At 52.4% G+C, this 16,537-nt stretch carries 15 protein-coding genes; 2 read left to right on the top strand and 13 right to left on the bottom strand.

Features of this window, described 5'->3' with window-relative positions; translation table 11 throughout:
- Positions 1-15 precede the first annotated feature (15 nt).
- The gene (locus NFR57_RS00715) at positions 16-2,943 is read right to left on the bottom strand and encodes a M28 family peptidase (protein WP_251181918.1); all 2,928 of its coding nucleotides are present in this window, start codon (positions 2,941-2,943) and stop codon (positions 16-18) included.
- Between the two features lie 159 nt (positions 2,944-3,102).
- On the opposite strand from NFR57_RS00715, the gene NFR57_RS00710 reads away from it, so the two are divergent.
- Positions 3,103-4,035, top strand: coding sequence for a helix-turn-helix transcriptional regulator (locus NFR57_RS00710; RefSeq protein WP_338022255.1), 933 nt, complete (start codon positions 3,103-3,105; stop codon positions 4,033-4,035).
- Positions 4,036-4,143: 108 nt separating this feature from the next.
- Complete coding sequence (locus NFR57_RS00705; RefSeq protein WP_251181916.1) at positions 4,144-4,419, top strand: hypothetical protein; 276 nt, start codon at positions 4,144-4,146, stop codon at positions 4,417-4,419.
- A gap of 36 nt (positions 4,420-4,455) precedes the next feature.
- On the opposite strand, the gene hisIE is transcribed toward NFR57_RS00705, so the two are convergent.
- From hisIE to NFR57_RS00645, 12 genes are all read right to left on the bottom strand, one after another.
- The gene (gene hisIE / locus NFR57_RS00700; protein ID WP_251181915.1) at positions 4,456-5,103 is read right to left on the bottom strand and encodes a bifunctional phosphoribosyl-AMP cyclohydrolase/phosphoribosyl-ATP diphosphatase HisIE; all 648 of its coding nucleotides are present in this window, start codon (positions 5,101-5,103) and stop codon (positions 4,456-4,458) included.
- 11 nt (positions 5,104-5,114) lie between these two features.
- Positions 5,115-5,870 (bottom strand): imidazole glycerol phosphate synthase subunit HisF, encoded by a 756-nt coding sequence (gene hisF, locus NFR57_RS00695; protein ID WP_251181914.1) that lies wholly within the window; start codon positions 5,868-5,870, stop codon positions 5,115-5,117.
- Positions 5,870-6,589 (bottom strand): 1-(5-phosphoribosyl)-5-[(5-phosphoribosylamino)methylideneamino]imidazole-4-carboxamide isomerase, encoded by a 720-nt coding sequence (gene hisA / locus NFR57_RS00690; RefSeq protein WP_251181913.1) that lies wholly within the window; start codon positions 6,587-6,589, stop codon positions 5,870-5,872. Before hisA ends, hisF begins: the two co-directional genes overlap by 1 nt.
- A 4-nt stretch (positions 6,590-6,593) precedes the next feature.
- Complete coding sequence (gene hisH, locus NFR57_RS00685; RefSeq protein WP_251181912.1) at positions 6,594-7,199, bottom strand: imidazole glycerol phosphate synthase subunit HisH; 606 nt, start codon at positions 7,197-7,199, stop codon at positions 6,594-6,596.
- Positions 7,196-7,807, bottom strand: coding sequence for an imidazoleglycerol-phosphate dehydratase HisB (hisB, locus tag NFR57_RS00680; protein ID WP_251181911.1), 612 nt, complete (start codon positions 7,805-7,807; stop codon positions 7,196-7,198). Before hisB ends, hisH begins: the two co-directional genes overlap by 4 nt.
- Positions 7,800-8,861: a histidinol-phosphate transaminase gene (gene hisC / locus NFR57_RS00675; protein ID WP_251181910.1), complete on the bottom strand. Its 1,062-nt coding sequence runs from the start codon at positions 8,859-8,861 to the stop codon at positions 7,800-7,802. Before hisC ends, hisB begins: the two co-directional genes overlap by 8 nt.
- On the bottom strand, positions 8,858-10,135 hold the full coding sequence (gene hisD / locus NFR57_RS00670; RefSeq protein ID WP_251181909.1) for a histidinol dehydrogenase: 1,278 nt from the start codon (positions 10,133-10,135) through the stop codon (positions 8,858-8,860). Before hisD ends, hisC begins: the two co-directional genes overlap by 4 nt.
- Positions 10,128-10,751, bottom strand: a complete 624-nt coding sequence (hisG, locus tag NFR57_RS00665) for an ATP phosphoribosyltransferase (RefSeq protein WP_251181908.1) — start codon at positions 10,749-10,751, stop codon at positions 10,128-10,130. Before hisG ends, hisD begins: the two co-directional genes overlap by 8 nt.
- Positions 10,744-11,832, bottom strand: a complete 1,089-nt coding sequence (locus NFR57_RS00660; protein WP_251181907.1) for an ATP phosphoribosyltransferase regulatory subunit — start codon at positions 11,830-11,832, stop codon at positions 10,744-10,746. The genes hisG and NFR57_RS00660 overlap by 8 nt, the downstream gene beginning before the upstream one ends.
- On the bottom strand, positions 11,822-12,145 hold the full coding sequence (locus tag NFR57_RS00655) for a YerC/YecD family TrpR-related protein (RefSeq protein WP_251181906.1): 324 nt from the start codon (positions 12,143-12,145) through the stop codon (positions 11,822-11,824). The genes NFR57_RS00660 and NFR57_RS00655 overlap by 11 nt, the downstream gene beginning before the upstream one ends.
- Positions 12,146-12,392: 247 nt before the next feature.
- A complete protein-coding gene (locus NFR57_RS00650; protein WP_251181905.1) occupies positions 12,393-13,184 on the bottom strand; it encodes a histidinol-phosphatase HisJ family protein in 792 nt (263 codons plus the stop codon).
- A 90-nt stretch (positions 13,185-13,274) separates the two neighbouring features.
- Positions 13,275-16,505 carry a transglutaminase domain-containing protein gene (locus tag NFR57_RS00645; protein ID WP_251181904.1) on the bottom strand — a complete coding sequence of 1,077 codons (3,231 nt, stop codon included), beginning with the start codon at positions 16,503-16,505 and terminating at the stop codon, positions 13,275-13,277.
- Positions 16,506-16,537 lie beyond the last annotated feature (32 nt).

Here is a 16,537-nt window from a genome sequence, read left to right as displayed (position 1 = left end):
ACTATACTATGCGTCTTACAGACTGATTGTGCGCTTTAACACGATCGCGCCGCGGAACGACTTTCCGACTTCCGTACCCGAATAATCTACGCGCACTCTGTTCCATTCGTCGATATTGTCGAGCGCGCCGTCCGTGCCGTCGGAAGCGACCGAACGGTGTTCTTCGTACTCGAACTTGGTCGGCGATGCGCCCTCGAACTCCATGGTGAAGTCGCCGAAACCGTAAGGCAGGCGCAGGACGATTTTGTCCTGATTGGTAAATTCGTAAACATAACCTTCGTAGTCGTCGTAGTTCTTGGACGCTTCCTTTACGGTTATCTTGGTTATCGCACGCGCAGACGGGATTGTCACGGTCACGTTGGAACGCGCGCCGTCAAACGTCGTTACGCGGTATTCGTCGCCGTTCTTTTCGATATCGGGTTCGCGCGATACTATATCGGTGTGCTTGTAGTGCACGGTCTTGCTGTATCTGCCTTTGTCCCCGTCCCATTCGAGATCGGTAAGCGAGTAGCGAATAAACTTATACGCGGTAAGGTCGCTGACGACTATGCGTTGCGTAACGCTGTCGCCCGTGCCCTTTTCCCATTCGTATACGAGCGCGTCGTTATACACGCTGTCTGCATAGCTTGTGTAGCCCGTAAGCGATTTGCCGAAGTCAACTCCGAACCCGCCGGAGAACAACGCTATTACAATGCCGAGCACGGCTATAACGCTTATGCCGAAGTAGTTTTTATAGTTGACCGCGATCTTTTCTTTCTCGACGCGCTTAAACGTCTTTTCGGTGAACTTGCCTTTTTTGGCTCTGTCCTCAATTTTTTCGGTTACGACGCGTTCGACGCGGATTGTGCGCTTGGGCAATTTTTTTGCTACCTTATCGAACACGGCTTTCGTGCGGTCGAGGTAAGGCACGCCCACGCCGAGCGTTGCTGTAAACAATGTCGTGATTACGGGCATGAGCGCAAGCGGCAATAACCACATAAGCATGGTTATGTTGGACATTATAAGCGGCAAGCACAGCGCGACGGGCACAGCGTACAGATACAACTGGTCCATGCCCATGCCGAACTTGGATTTAAACGTTTTGTGCAAGCACACCGACACAAGCAATACGGCGAGCATGAGCATGCCGAGCCACGACGTGACAAACGAGTACGCAGGGCAAGCAAAACTCATTACCGCGCCCGCAAGCCCGAACAGCATTGCCGTGCCGCGAACGACGTCCGACGAAGTTACGCGGAACAACTTTTTAAACAGCGAAGTAAAGCCGAACGACGCCGCGAGCGATATGATCATTGCGGCAATCAGTATTCCCGCATTGAAGTATCTTACCGCGGTGATGGCGCGCAACGGCAATACGCCGAAGCCCGTCAGCATGAGGGTTACGAGGAAATACGCGCCCACCAAAGCTATAAACGTGCCGAGTACTACAAGTAATTGCACTCCGAGCGCGACAAACATATTTTTAAGCGAGAACGTCTTTTTGAGCGCGAGTACGATAACGACAACCGCCGCAAGCGCGACAATCAACGCGCCTATCACATACGACGCGACGCTTGTATATGCGACGGTACCGCCGTCGAGATACGAGAATATCGCCGTGCCGTCGTCCGCTTTATCGGTGAACGCGGCAGTGATGTTGCCGAATTCGTCGATATAGTCTTTAATAAAGCTCGACTGTTGACGCACTATCGCTTGCGATATGTTTCCTGCCGTGTCGAGCGGCGATTGCGCCGCGTCGAGCCCGCCGAGAACGGCTACTTGAACGGCGGGAATATCGCCGAACGCGGCGACAGCGTTTTTGTTAATCAGTTCGGACGGAACGGCGCTCGGCACGAACGACGAATTAAACACGTTGCCCGAAACCTTGGTGTAGGCGTTGATATAATCCAAACCGGCGCCCGAAGCGTCGGTAAGCGCGAGCGTGCCGCCGTTGCCGTATGCGTCGAGGCTGATACCCGCGACGGCGCGTTCCGTCACGTCGTCCAAGCCCTTAAACAGATTGAAAAACGCATACGCGCCGTAAGACTTGTCCAGGTCCTCCGTAAACACGATTATTATGTCGTTGTCGAACTGCGCGCCGGACTTTACGTATTCGATAAGCGTTTGCATGGCGTTGGCGACGAAAGCCGCGTTATCCGCCGCGCCGACCGTATCGGGACGGCTGTCGTAACGCACAGTAACGATTATAGATTTGGCGTTCTGTTTTTTGGACGGAATAGCCGCAATTATATTTTTAATTTCCGCACCGACAAGGTATTCCCCGCCGTTGATGCCGTTTTGCAAGTCTGCGGCAAGCACGGACGACTGAACGGTAACTGTGGGCTTCTTTTCGCCCGAAGCTCTGTACCAGTCCGTGACGGTGTTATACTTTTCGTCCGAATCGTCGCCGTCGTTCGTTTCGGGCTTTTTCTCTTCGTTATAACCGAATCCGCCGTCGATAAGCGTTTCTCTTATATAGTCCTGCGCGGCGACCAAACCGATCGCACTGCCCTGTCCGCCCGAAGGCGACATTGCCGAGCGCGGGTTTTCGGCGAGCTTTGCTATATGCGCGTTGACCGCCTTATAGTAAGCGTCGCCGTAAGGCGCGGGGCTGTACCCGAACGCACCGTCGATTACCGAAAATACAAGCATGAGCATGACAAACAGCGCAAGCACGGGATAATAAATAACCTTAAACAGCTTGCGTTTTTCCGCGGCGCTCTTGCCTGCCGACACGGCGCGCGTTTTTTGCTTATCGGGCTTGTCCGATTTTTTTTCGGGCGCGAGCGCGACGTCGTCGCTTTTCGCGCTATCGTCGCTGATGTCCGCAGACGTATCCGACTGCATTCCCTCTACGGGTTTATCCGTTTGCGGTTCTTGCATATCGGGCGTTTGCTCCTTTTGTTGTTCCTTGTCAGCGGAATCTTCCGCGTTTTGCAATGTTACATTCTCTTCGTTACTCATTACGGCTCCGAATATAATTATAGGTATACCGATATTTTATCATACTTCCGCGATTATTACAATTGATTTAACGGCGTTTTTAAAAAATTTTATCTTGACACGGCGCGCGGATTATTCTATAATTATACTCAAAAACAACGCTCGCAAAACGGTAATACAATGCAACAATCAAACGTTTTTTCCATTCTGATGATTTTAATGAGCAAACGCAAGGTATCGCGCGACTATCTTGCCGAGCGTTTTTCCATAAGCAAACGCACGGTGTCGCGCTACCTAAACATACTCGAAGACGCAGGCGTGCCCATTACGTCCGTACCCGGACGCGGCGGCGGAGTTATGCTCGCCGACGATTATATAATCGACAAATCGTTCCTGTCGGAGGCGGAAACCATAAGAATAAAAAACGCGCTGTCGCGCACCGCAGATGAATTCGACGACAAAGCCAACCTCGCCATAATAGAAAAACTTAACAGCGTAAACAAGAGCCGCGAGCAGGACGGGTTCGCCGTCAAGCAAGATGCGCTGTATATCGACTGCGATTACGAACAGGCGGCGTTCCTGCGCCCGCGCATGAAAATTCTATCGGGCGCAATAGAAGCGTCGCGCGCCGTGGAAATCAATTACACCGACGCGCGCGGTTTTTCGTCGTACCGCACAATCGAACCGTATACGCTCGTATTCAAATCGGGCGCGTGGTATATTTACGCCATGTGCAAACTTCGCGGCGATTTTCGACTGTTTAAACTGTCGCGCATAAGCGACTTGCGACTTACAAGTAAAGGCTTTATAAAGTACGAAAGCAAACTCACCGAAAAACTCGAACTGGAATATTACAACGAAGTGTATGCCGATCTCGAATTCGAGTTTTACTCGCCCGTCACCGACAGCGTTATCGATTGGCTCGGCCTGTCCGCAATAACCGAACGAGGGACGCGCCTTATAGCGAGCGCGGAAGTGCCCATGAACGACGCGCTCGTCAAACGGCTGTTGTCTTACGGGTCGTCCGTAAAAGTGCTAAATCCGCCCGAACTTGTGGAAACAATACGCGCGGAAGCGGAACGCATGGCAAAAATATACAACGCCGCCAAATAACTCCGTTTTCGTATTCCCCGTTGTATTACCTTCGCCGTACCTGTATCCGCGCCGCAACGGTTTTTATTAAAGCAAATATAAAGCGTTTTTCCGGCGCATACTAAACGCATGGAAAAACGCACTCACGATTATAAAGACACCATAGCCGAAGCGGCGGAACTCGACAACGCGAAAAGCGGCAAATTCGCCGCCGAACGCGTCAAAAGGGCGGAGGCGGAAGCGGCTTACGAAGCGCTTGCCGTTACTTCGTCAATGGGCATGCTCGGCATGGAACAAACTACCGCCAATCTATTGCAACTCGAACTCGCACAGGAATTGGCGTTTAAATACGATGAAATATACAACGCCGCAGACGACGACGGAGAATATCACGTCGGCGATTAGTCGATAACGCTGTCGCCGCGCCGTCAACAACCGACGCTATTGCATGCGTTGTTGCTTGACTTTTTTATCAATCACGTGACGCTTTTTAAGCTCGTCGATAACGTCGGCGGGCGCGATTTGCATTTGCGACATCAGCACGAGCAAATGATAAACAAGGTCGGCAATTTCGTAGACCGTTTCGGCTTTGTCGCCGCCCTTGCCCGCTATCAGCACTTCTGCGCTCTCCTCGCCCACTTTTTTCAAAATCTTATCTATGCCCTGTTCAAACAAATAATTGGTATACGACCCCTCTTTTTTATCGGTCTTGCGCCCGTCGATTAGCTTATAAAGATCGGCGACGGAAAACTCTTCGAGTTCGTCGGACATATAAACGTAGTCGTTAAAGCAACTGTCAGTTCCGAGGTGACACGCAGGTCCGCTTTTAACCACCTCGACCGTGAGCGCGTCGCGGTCGCAGTCGGCTTTGATTGCAACGATATTTTGATAATTGCCCGACGTTTCGCCTTTACGCCACAGCTTTTTGCGCGATCGCGAATAAAAGCACGTCTTGCCTTCGCGCATGCTTATTTCAAGACTTGCGGCGTTCATGTACGCAACGGTCAAAACTTTTTTTGTGTAAAAGTCGGTCACGACCGCGGAGATAAGTCCGTCGGCGTCAAATTTCAATTCGCTTATTTTTAACATATATTACCCTCTCAAATTCTGACGGCAATGCCGTTGTTTTTCAGCGCGCGTTTCAAATCGCAAAACGCAATCTCGCCGTAATGAAACACCGACGCGCCCAAACCCGCGTCCGCGTTGCTGTTTTTGAATAGCTCGACAAAATCGTCGATACAGCCCGCGCCGCCGCTCGCAACGACGGGAATATCGACGGCTCGAGTGAGCGCGGCGAGCATTTCCAAATCGAACCCGCGCTTTACGCCGTCGGTGTCCATGCTGTTTATTACTATTTCGCCCGCGCCGCGCTGTTCGCCCTGCTTAATCCAATCCTCGGCGCGCAATCCCGTATCGACCCGCCCGCCGTGCGAAAAAACGGTAAAACCGCCTCCCGATCGTTTTACGTCCACAGACAGCACGACGCACTGACTGCCGTACTTTGCCGCCGCGCGGTCTATTATTCCGGGATCGGCAATCGCGCCCGAATTGACGCTCACTTTGTCCGCACCGCTATCGAGCGCCGCCGCAAAGTCGTCCGTACAATTTATGCCGCCGCCGACGGTAAGCGGAATAAACACGCGCTCCGCAGTGCGCCGAAGCACGTCCGTAAACAGCTTGCGCCCCTCTGCGCTCGCCGTTATGTCGTAAAAAACGAGTTCGTCCGCGCCGCCGTCCGAGTATTTTTCGGCGAGCGCGACGGGGTCGTCCACGTCGGCAAGCCCGCTGAAATTTTTGCCTTTAACCACTCGTCCGTTTTTTACGTCCAAGCACGGTATTATGCGTTTTGCAAGCATTATAAATCCTCCGACGCCGCGAGCGCGGCTTTAAGCGACAGCCTGTTTTCGTATAACGCCTTGCCGAGTATTGCCGCATGCACGCCCATATCTTTGAGCGCGGTTATTTCCTCTATGGACGAAATCCCGCCCGAAGCCGTTATATTAAGCCCGTCGATTTGCACGAGCCGCGAATAGATTTGCATGTTTGTTCCGCCGAGCATGCCGTCGCGCGATATATCGGTGTAGATAACAGACTTAACGCCGCTTTTTGCAAGCCGCTCGCAAAACTCGACCGACCGAATATCGGTCACTTCGCGCCAGCCCGCGACAGCCACATTGCCGTCCGCGGCATCCACTCCGACGGCAATTTTATCGCCATACTTTTCGACCATTGCCGACGTAAATCCGAAATCGCGCACGGCGACCGTGCCGAGAATAACCCTGCCCGCGCCCGCCTCGATATAGCTTTGTATCTGCGCCTCCGTGCGTATGCCGCCGCCTATTTCGACAAACATATCCGCGGCGGAAATTATGCGCTCGACCGCACCGGCATTAACAGCTTTACCAATGCGCGCCCCGTCCAAATCCACGGCGTGCAAGCACGACGCGCCTTGCACCCTAAACGCCGTCGCCGTTTGCGCGCAATCTGTTTCGTAAGTTTTAACGTCGTTGTAATCGCCGCGCCGCAGTCGCACTACCTTACCGCCCAAAATATCTATCGCAGGAAAAATTTTCATAACATCATAACTCCGTAAACGCGCGCAAAATATTCAGCCCGACTTCGCCGCTTTTTTCGGGGTGGAACTGTGTTCCGAACACATGTCCGCAAGAAACCGCCGCCGTCACGTCGCCGCCGTAATCGACGGTCGCCGTCACGCTCTCGCCGCAGTTGACAGCGTGATAAGAGTGCACGAAATAAACATAGTCGCCGTTGCGCGTATACTTGAACAGCGGGCAGCCCTTGTCGATTTTAAGCGCGTTCCAGCCCATCTGCGGCACTTTAAGTCCGACAGCCGCACAGTCGAGCGGCACGACGTTGCCTTTTATCATGCCCAATCCGTCGCACTCGCCGAACTCCGAACTTCTGTCGAAAAGCATTTGCATGCCGAGGCAAATTCCGAGTAGCGGCGTGCCTGCCGCCATGTCTCTTACCGTGCCGACAAGCTCCGCTCCGTTAAGTTTTTGCATTGCTTCGGGGAACGCGCCCACCCCCGGGAGGACAATTCTGTCGCACTTAATAAGCTCGGCTTTGTCCGACGTGACAGTCGCGCGCGCGCCTATTCTGCTAAACGAACTGCGGAGCGAAAACAAATTTCCGCAACCGTAATCTATGATCCCGACCGTCATAACACGCCCTTGCTCGACGGCACGCCGCCGCCGACAATTACAGTCGCCGCGCGCATAACGCGCGCAAACGCTTTAAACACGCACTCTATAATATGGTGAGTATTCTTTCCGTACAACTTTTTAAAATGCAACGTGACGCCCGCTTCGCGCGTGAACGCTATAAAAAATTCCTCGACAAGTTCGCTGTCGAACAACCCCACTTTTTTAACGGTTATTTCGTCCTCGCCGTCAAACACCTTTGCGGCGGGCAACTCCACGTCGAAATTAAGATACGCGCGCCCGCTTACGTCCGCGGCGCACAGCACCAACGCTTCGTCCATTGGCAAAGTTATATCCGCATATCGCGCAATGCCGCGTTTGTCGCCGAGCGCCGCTTTAAACGCCTGACCGAGCGCAATTCCGACGTCCTCCGTCGTGTGGTGAAAATCCACGTCGCTGTCGCCTACGCAACACACCGTAAAACCGTAACCCGAATGTACGGCGAACAGTTCCAACATGTGGTTCAAGAACCCGCACCCAGTACCGATAGCGCGCGCGCCGCCGTCTAAATCGAGCGACAAAGTTATATCCGTTTCCGCCGTCTTTCGGCTTATTTGTGCGTTACGCATATTTTTCCTCCAATTCTCCGACGGCTTTAAGAAGCGCCGCCGTTTGTTCGTCCGTGCCTACCGTAATCCTTATATAATCCGCAATGCGCGCGTCGTCGAAATGCCTGACGAGTATACCCGCTTTTTTAAGTAACGCGTACAGCTCCGCGCCGCCTATTTCAGGGCTTTTGGCAAGCACGAAATTCGCCGACGACGGAATAACCGTATAACCGAGCGCGAGCAATCTTTTTGTCAAGTCGGCGCGCGTCGCGATTATTTTAGCCGTGCACTGCTCGAAATACGCTTTGTCGTCCATAGCCGCCGAAGCAAGCGCACATGACAAACTGTTGACGTTGTACGGGTTAAACGAAAACTTTACGCGCTGCAAGTCCGCTATAAGCGCGTCGCAAGCAATTGCGTACCCGACGCGCGCGCCCGCGAGCGAACGCGATTTTGAAAATGTTTGGACGACAATCAGATTACCGTACTTCTCCGTCAATCGCGCCGCGCTCTCGCCGCCGAAGTCGATATACGCTTCGTCGATAATCACGACGTTGTCGGGATTGCCCGCAACAATGCGTTCTATTTCTTTTAACGGCAAATACATACCCGTCTGCGCGTTGGGGTTGGCAAGCACAACGGTTTTGCCCACGCCGATATAGTCGTCTACTCGCACCGAGAAATCCGAATCGAGCGGGATCTCGTCGTAACTCACGCCGAACAGTCGCGCGAAAACTTTATAAAACCCGTAAGTAACGTCCGGAAAAACAACGCCGCAGTCGCCGAACGCCGCAAAGCAAAACGCAAGCGCTTCGTCCGACCCGTTAGAGGGCAAAACGTTGCTCGGCTTTACGTTATAATACCGCGCAATCGCCGTCGTAAGCTGTTCGCAATCGGGATCGGAATACAGCCGCAATCCGTCAAGCCGTGCTCCGTCTATTTTACCGACCGCATAGCGCGACGGGAAGTAAGGATTTTCGTTGGTATTTAGTTTTATATACCGTCCGTCTTTGGGCTGTTCGCCCGCAGTATACGGTTTTAGCTCCGCCAGCCTTTGAGAAAAATACTCGCTCATTTCTCCGCCCGCACCTCCACGCTCTCCGCGTGCGCCGTCAGCCCTTCCGCTCTTGCGAACCGAGCAACATCGTCCGCGGCGCGGCAAATCGCACTCTCGTCGTAGTATATGTACTGCGTTGTTTTTACAAAATCCTCCACGCCGAGCGGCGACGAAAACCGAGCCGTGCCGTTTGTCGGCAGTGTGTGATTTGCGCCCGCAAAGTAGTCGCCCACCGCTTCGGGCGTGTTGTAGCCGAGGAACACCGACCCCGCATTGCGCACTTTATCGAGCAAAGCGAACGGGTCTTTTACGCACAGTTCCAAATGCTCGGGCGCATATTCGTCGGCAAGCCCGACGGCAGTCGCCACGCTGTCGGTAATTATAACCTTGCTGTTGTTCTCGACGGACGCCGTCGCAATTTCGCGGCGCGGCAATCGCTCCAATCGCCTGTACATGCACGAAATAACGCGCTCGGCAAACTTTACGTCGTCACAGATAAGCACCGCGGAAGCAAGCGCATCGTGTTCCGCTTGCGACAGCAAATCCGCCGCGACGTGTTCCGCAATTGCGCCGCCGTCCGCCACAACCAATATTTCGCTCGGACCCGCTATCATGTCTATTCCGCACGCAACGCCCGCAACAAGTCGTTTCGCAGTCGCTACAAATATGTTTCCCGGCCCCGTTATTTTATCGACCTTGGGCACGCTTTCCGTGCCGTATGCGAGCGCGGCTATCGCCTGCGCGCCGCCCATTTTAAACACCCTGTCAACGCCGCAAACGCGCGCTGCGGCAAGCACTTCGGGCTTGACTTTGCCGTCCGCTTTCACGGGTGTCGCCATAATCACCTCGCCCACGCCCGCTATCTTCGCGGGAATAGCGTTCATAAGCACGGTAGACGGATACGCCGCCGTGCCGCCGGGAACGTAAATCGCCGCGCGCGCAAGCGGTATCACCTTTTGCCCGACGATCCGACCGTCCGCATTAAGCTCGAACCCGTCGCGCTTTTGCCGCGCGTGAAAAGCGCGTATGTTGTCCGCGGCGCGCAAAAGCGTTTCTTTGAATTCGGGCGCGACTTCGCGTTCCGCTCGGTCTGACTCCGCTTGCGTAACTTCGAGTTCCGCGCCCGTATACCCGTCGAACTTGGCGGAATATTCGCGCAACGCCGCGTCGCCGCGGTCGCGCACGTCCGATATTATAGCCTTGACGGTTTGTTCCGCTTTGTCGCTCGCTTCCTCGCGCGCGCCGAACAACGCCTCGGCTTTTTCGCCGTTATAAATTACAGGTTTAATCATTTTCGGTCACTCCGTCCAGTTGCTTGACAAGCCGCGAAATTATATCGCGCTTGAATTTATACGCCGCTTTGTTGGCGATAAAGCGCGCGCTTATTTCGTTTGCCTGCGCGATCACTCGCAAGCCGTTGGCTTTTAGCGTGTCGCCCGTTTCCACTATGTCGAAGATAACGTCGGACAGTCCGAGTATGGGCGCAAGCTCGACCGACCCGTTGAGCTTTATAACCGTAATGCGCCGACCGACCGACGAATAGTATTGCTCCGCACTGCGCACAAACTTGCTCGCAACGCGTAGCGGACGCGAAAAATCGTCTTTAAAATCGGCGCGCGCCGCAACGCACATCTTGCACTTGCCTATTTTTAAATCGGTCAGTTCGTACACGTCGGGTCTGTCCTCGTCCAAAACGTCTTTACCGACAACCCCGACATCCGCCGCGCCGCGCTCGACGTAAATCGCAACGTCCGACGGCTTGACCCAAAAATAATTGAACCCGCTTTTTTCGTCGCGGAACGACAACCGCCTGCCTATATCCGACCGCCCGTCGCCGTAACCCGCGGCGGTAAACAATGCGTATGCTTTTTCGCCCAGCCTGCCCTTTGGCAACGCGATATTAATCACCGTATTCGCCCTCCGTTCCGTAAACTTTAACGCCGTCGCCGTAGTCGCGCTTTTCGCCGCTCAACAGCACGTTAAGCCCGCGCGCACGCAATTCCGCCGCCTTTTTAACCGCTTGTTCCGCTGTCGTTCGGTCGTAAACGACCACGGCGTCGGGGCGATCGGGCGCGTCCGAAAAACAGTCGCACAGCTCGCCGAGGTACAGAGCAAAGCCGACGGCGGCGGACGACTTTCCGAACTTTTTAAGCAACTTATCGTACCGCCCGCCCGATAGCGTCGCGTAAGGCACGCCGCGCGTAAAACCTTTAAACACAACACCGCTGTAATAGTCCGCATCACCGCCTATGGAAAAATCTATTTCCATGTGTTTTGGATCGGTCGCCGCTATGCGCGACAATTCATCAAGCTCCGACTGTATTCCGACGGTCGCGGCGTTTTTGCTTAACGCCGCAATCGCGGCTTCGGGCTGTACGGGCAGCGTTATCAGTTTGACGAACTCGTCGGCAAAAATGCTGTCGCGACAATCGTGCGCAACCCGCAAAAAATCGTGCGCGTTCTTGTTTTGCAAACACGCCGTCGCCGCCGCGCGCGCGCCGCCCGTAAGCCCCATGCCGTTCAACAGTTTTTCTATAATACCCGCATGCGACACGTCGAGAATATATCCGTCGCTCACGCAATCGAGAGTTTTGAGCGCAAGCTCGCAAACCTCCGTTTCCGTAACACCGTCGATATTGCCTATAACTTCCACGCCTATCTGCCGCAGTTCCGAAAATTCGCCGCTTCCCGCCGCCTTGCGATACACACGCTCGTCGTAAAACAATTTATCGGTTGCGCCGATCGCATTTACGTTTTTAACAACGCTCAAAGTCACATCGGGGCGAAGCGCGAGCAATCTGCCGTTTACGCCGAACGACAATACGCCCTTGCCGTCGAGGAAACTGCTGTTATCCGAATACAGCGAATAATCCTCGAACCCCGAAAGTTTATATTCGCCGTAACCGTAACTGCGATACAACGCTTTAAGCGCCAAAGCCGCGCGTTCCTCGCTTTTAAGACTGTCCGTCCGTATGCCGTTAATCTTCATTTATATTACCCGCCTCTACCGACGCGCCGCGCGCATTTCCGTCCAACACAGAGCGGTAGCCGCCGCTTCCGTGCGACAGCGCGCGCGATACGCGGCTTATAGTCGCGCTCGACAGCTCGGTCTTGTCTATTATGTCGTTGTATGTGCTACCGCGCAAAAACAGCTTTGCCGCATATATGCGCATTGCCATTTGCTCGACTTCCTTGTACGTGCAAAGATCGTCCAAAAACGCGCGGCACTGCTCGGCGTTTTCGAGCCGCAATATCGCCTCGCACAATTCTTGTATATGTTCCGACATCTTGGTCTTATCCATGAGCGCACTCTCCTTTTACCGTCAAACAGACCGCGTATTTTGCAACTATACGATCCGATTTATGCGATACCGTTTTTGCGGTTGCACGCTTTAAAAATTTATTCGCGTATAGTGCAATATCTGTATTTGCGTACTGTATAATCATTATACTTTATCGCGCTAAATTAGTAAAGCGTTTTAACATAAAAAATCAAAATAAAAAATTCCGCGTTATCGACTGAATCGGCGGAATCTTTTACTTTATAGTTTATTCAAAAAATTCTTTAATCTGCATGCCGTTTTCGTAACGCACGACGTAATTTATTCCCAAAGAGGTCAAAAGATTTTTGACAAACTCCGCGTTTTGCGCGTATCTCACGACGGAGTGAGCGTCACTACCGAACGTAAAAGTTTTGCCGCCCAGTTCGACATATCGAGCTATTATACTTATATCGGTAACTGTTTTGGTCGGCAAGCCCGCCGCGCTAGTGTTAATTTCCAACGCCGCCCCGCGGTCAATAAGCGCGATCAAAATTTTATCTATTTCGCTCGCAAAATCGCCGTAAACAAGACTTTTATCGGCATACGGCGCATATCTGGTTATGTATCCTATATGCCCCAATATTTTAAAATCTATATCGGACCGCACGGCTTTAAGCGTTTCGTCGAGATACTGTCCGTAAGCGGCGTGTTTGTCGAGCCCGTCGTAATACTTTAAATCGAAACAATCCCCTCGCGTGCCGACGGTGTGAATACTCAAAATGCAATAATCGAACGGATATTTTTTTAATATCTGTTTATACTTCCCAATCACGCCGTCCGCATATCCGAACTCCACGCCCTTTAATATCTTTATATTCGGGTACTTGTTCGCCAAATCATTCCAAACTGAAAAATACAAATCGAAATCGACAATAGTCGGAAATGACGGATTATTATATTCGCAATGATCCGTAAACCCTATATGAGTATCGCCGCGCGCCGTCGCTTGCTTTAAGTAATTTTCGGGCAATTCGTCGCTGTCGAACGAAAAGTTAGTATGCATGTGCAAATCCGTCATAGCCCAATAATATCACGCCGCGCGTAAAAAGTCAACACGGTACGCAAAAATCCCGCCGCGATTTTGCGACGGGATTGCTTGACCTTACTATTATTTACGATTGTTCGTCGGCTTGTTGCCATTGGGACGTGCGGTATTTGCGCCGTCCTGCCGTACATTGCGACTTACGGGCGGACGCTGTTGACCGTTACCGTTTGCCGTCGGTCTGTTTTGCGCGACGGGACGAGTAGTCGCGGCGGGCTTTGCGGGAGGCGCATTGCGCGGCGCGTTGGCAGTCGGCGTTGCCGTATTGCGATTTACGGGCGGCGTCGGTCTGTTCTGCGGCGCGGGACGATTTTGCGCAACGGGACGGGTTGCCGTCGTTTCGGTCTTGCGCGGCTGTTCCGTTTTTGCGGGTTGCGCTTTGACCTCGGCGCGCTTCGTTCCGTTAGCGGACGCGCCGTTGGCGGTAGCCGCCTTTTTCTTATTACGCATTACGAAGTAGAACGCAAGGCATCCGCCGACTAACACGACCACGATAGCAACTACAACACCGACGACTATACCGACGACATTGCTGTCATTTTGCGCCGCGCCGGGCGTAGTGGGCACTACGGGAGCGTTCGGTGCGACGGCTTCTATCATATCGCTTTGACGCACAACTACTTTGGGCTGTTTGATTTCCAAGTTGTTCTCGGCGCGATAGGTCGAAACGCGTTCCGCGACAAAAGTAACTTCGAGTTCGTTGCTGTTATTTTTGCCGTTGAGTTGGTCGTATTTTACTGTAAGCGCATTGCCCGTAAGCTGTTGCGCCACACCGTTAAGGATAACTTTATCTACTTTATACCCTTCTTCGGGCGTAACGGTATAAGTGCGGCTGTCGCCCTGTTCGAACGTACGGATTTCTCCGTCGCTTATCTTGCCGCCCTCGCCGTTGACATTGACGTACAAAGTTTTGTACTTGGGAGCTTTTGCTTCGTCAATAACGCAAATCATGAACGGGCTGAAACTCTTGACGGTAGCAATAATGCCGTATTCGGTAACTACGCACGGCACTGCGTCAACGCTCTTAATAGTGCCGTCGGGATTGCGCGTGTAGTGGTAAACCGTAAACGTTACGCCCGCGCTCTCGGGACCGTAGCCCTTGGGGAATCCGAAGCCGACTTGCATATAGCTGCCGGTGGGAACCTTTTGAACAAGTCCGCACATAAGCAGATCTATTTCGTAAGTGGAGCTTGCTTTAATATCGTCGCTGTTCGTCAAACCCGTGTTGTTGGAGGGATCGAGCGCGGCGTCTTTCATTTCCGCGCTATCCGACTCGGACGGCTCGTTAACGACAAGCATAAGCTGACTTCTTTGGTCGCCGACAATAGGTTTGCCGTCGGCGTCCGCAAATCCGTTAAGCGATTCGTCGCTCGCGCTGACGAACTGCGGTTGACCGAACACTTGCATATACAGTCTGCCGTCGTTGAATACTTTGGGACAAACGACTTGCTTCATCTTGAACGACAGGTGCGCAGCCTCGGGTACTTTTCGGCTCTTCTCGCCTACAAGGTTGGTGGGAACCATGTTATATGCCTCGGAGAAATGCGCATAATACTTGCTCGGCGTAAGAGTAAAAGATATTGTGTTGGTTTGCTCGTTCCAAACTACATCGGAAATCTTGACTTTTTCGCCGAGATCGGGGCTTGTTCCCGTAACCGACACGCCGACCGTCTTATCGTTTTCGTCGGCGTATACCAACTTTTCACTGTATTCAATCGTGACCTTCATAGGGTCGAAGTTGGTTATATTGCCTTTGTTGTCGGGTGTCAATTTCTTGACATAAGGCGCAGGCACATAATTGCCGAAAGCCTTGTTGCCGTAAACCGCACTTACCGCTATAATGTGATCGGGAGTGAGGCTATCGGCTTCATAACCCATAATAGCAGAACCCAAAAAGTCCTTTACTTCCAAATTGGGCGCAATGTCGAACACCGCGCACTGAATTTTGGACACGGAATAGTTAAGAAAGAACGTGGAATATTCGTTAATATTCGCGTCGCTCATATCGATGTTGGCGCTCATATACTCGACATACGCCTCGAAGCCGATCCACATCACGTTGTCGCCCATGCGGAAAGCCAAATATTTGTTTTCTTCCGCCAACTGCTTGGAGTTCTTGCCGAGATAGCTTACGCCGAGCGTGAGCGAGTAATTATCTTCATGTTCGCCGCTATTGTAATAGCCGAATTCTTTATCGCCGATATTACCGGTGTCTTTAAAAGTAAACCCGCTCATATCGGTAAAATCGCCGTAATCGAGAGGACGAAGCGCGGGATATTTAAGCTCGAAACCGGACGACGAAATAACACCGTCGGCGATATGCGTTTGCGAAAGATATTCGTCGCCGACAAGCATATATTTTTCGGGATTGTTCGCGCCGTCGTTATAAGTAACGTCCACGCCGTACCACATGCCGTCAACTTCGACGGCGTTCCACATATGCGCGACAAAACCCGCTTTTAGTTCCTCGGACGTACTATCCGAAACAACGCCTTTGCCCGAATACGCCGAGCCCTGTATGAGCACGCACGGAATATCGAGCCTATCCATAACGGCTTTGAACGCGCGCGCATAACCGCCGCACATAGCCTTGCCCTCGACAAGCGCGCCGTAAGCAGTGTTGACATAACCGTTGTATGTAACCTTGCCGCTCATGGCGTCCTCATACGCGCCGTAATCGTAAGACGTTTTGCTCATTATGTAATTGTTTACGTTTCTAATCTGCGTCACGACGTCCGCGTTATTTATTTTAGCGGCAGCAACGGCTTTTTGAATTTCGGTTTCGTATGCGGTTTTCACCTGCGCGACTTCCGTAGCATTATTAACCGTGTAATCGGTGTAATAATTATCGGCGTTGCCCGTGCCGACATAAGCCACATACTTGCCGTTTTTCATGCCGGCGCTCAAATACAGTTTGTAAACGTCTATATAGAACAGATCGGGGTGATCCATATAGAACGCGTCGCGCGCCGCGCCGAACGCAACGGGAATTTTAGGCGAAGCATTGTCCACATAATCCGAAATTTCTCTTTCGGTAAGCACTGCGGACAAATCATATTCGTAAGTGCCGTTATCCAAATGTCCTTTTTCGGACATATCTTTAATAACGCCGTAAAACTTCTCCGCCATGGGACTTGCTTTAAGTTCCTTATAGTAGAAACTCGTTCCGACATTACCCTCGTCCGCCGCCGCGCTCACGCCGAATTTGATTCCGACAAAAAGCGCCGATATAAACAGCGCCGCGACAAGGATCATAACCGCTATAAACGGTTTGCGTTTTGCTTTACTCGAATACATATAACCTCCGAAGATAGTATATTCATGGGCAA

This window comes from Anaerocaecibacter muris (genome assembly GCF_943192945.1).
Lineage (GTDB): Bacteria > Bacillota > Clostridia > Christensenellales > Pumilibacteraceae > Anaerocaecibacter > Anaerocaecibacter muris.
This window is presented reverse-complemented; position numbering and strand designations above follow the sequence as displayed.

Bases quoted from the DNA above. Each gene is read 5' to 3' on its own strand.
- hisF (WP_251181914.1), bottom strand. From the start codon at position 5,870: ATGCTTGCAAAACGCATAATACCGTGCTTGGACGTAAAAAACGGACGA.
- hisA (WP_251181913.1), bottom strand. From the start codon at position 6,589: ATGAAAATTTTTCCTGCGATAGATATTTTGGGCGGTAAGGTAGTGCGA.
- hisIE (WP_251181915.1), bottom strand. From the start codon at position 5,103: ATGTTAAAAATAAGCGAATTGAAATTTGACGCCGACGGACTTATCTCC.
- hisC (WP_251181910.1), bottom strand. From the start codon at position 8,861: ATGAGCGAGTATTTTTCTCAAAGGCTGGCGGAGCTAAAACCGTATACT.
- hisH (WP_251181912.1), bottom strand. From the start codon at position 7,199: ATGACGGTCGGGATCATAGATTACGGTTGCGGAAATTTGTTTTCGCTC.
- NFR57_RS00705 (WP_251181916.1), top strand. From the start codon at position 4,144: ATGGAAAAACGCACTCACGATTATAAAGACACCATAGCCGAAGCGGCG.
- NFR57_RS00655 (WP_251181906.1), bottom strand. From the start codon at position 12,145: ATGGATAAGACCAAGATGTCGGAACATATACAAGAATTGTGCGAGGCG.
- NFR57_RS00645 (WP_251181904.1), bottom strand. From the start codon at position 16,505: ATGTATTCGAGTAAAGCAAAACGCAAACCGTTTATAGCGGTTATGATC.
- hisB (WP_251181911.1), bottom strand. From the start codon at position 7,807: ATGCGTAACGCACAAATAAGCCGAAAGACGGCGGAAACGGATATAACT.
- hisD (WP_251181909.1), bottom strand. From the start codon at position 10,135: ATGATTAAACCTGTAATTTATAACGGCGAAAAAGCCGAGGCGTTGTTC.
- NFR57_RS00710 (WP_338022255.1), top strand. From the start codon at position 3,103: ATGCAACAATCAAACGTTTTTTCCATTCTGATGATTTTAATGAGCAAA.
- NFR57_RS00660 (WP_251181907.1), bottom strand. From the start codon at position 11,832: ATGAAGATTAACGGCATACGGACGGACAGTCTTAAAAGCGAGGAACGC.
- NFR57_RS00715 (WP_251181918.1), bottom strand. From the start codon at position 2,943: ATGAGTAACGAAGAGAATGTAACATTGCAAAACGCGGAAGATTCCGCT.
- NFR57_RS00650 (WP_251181905.1), bottom strand. From the start codon at position 13,184: ATGACGGATTTGCACATGCATACTAACTTTTCGTTCGACAGCGACGAA.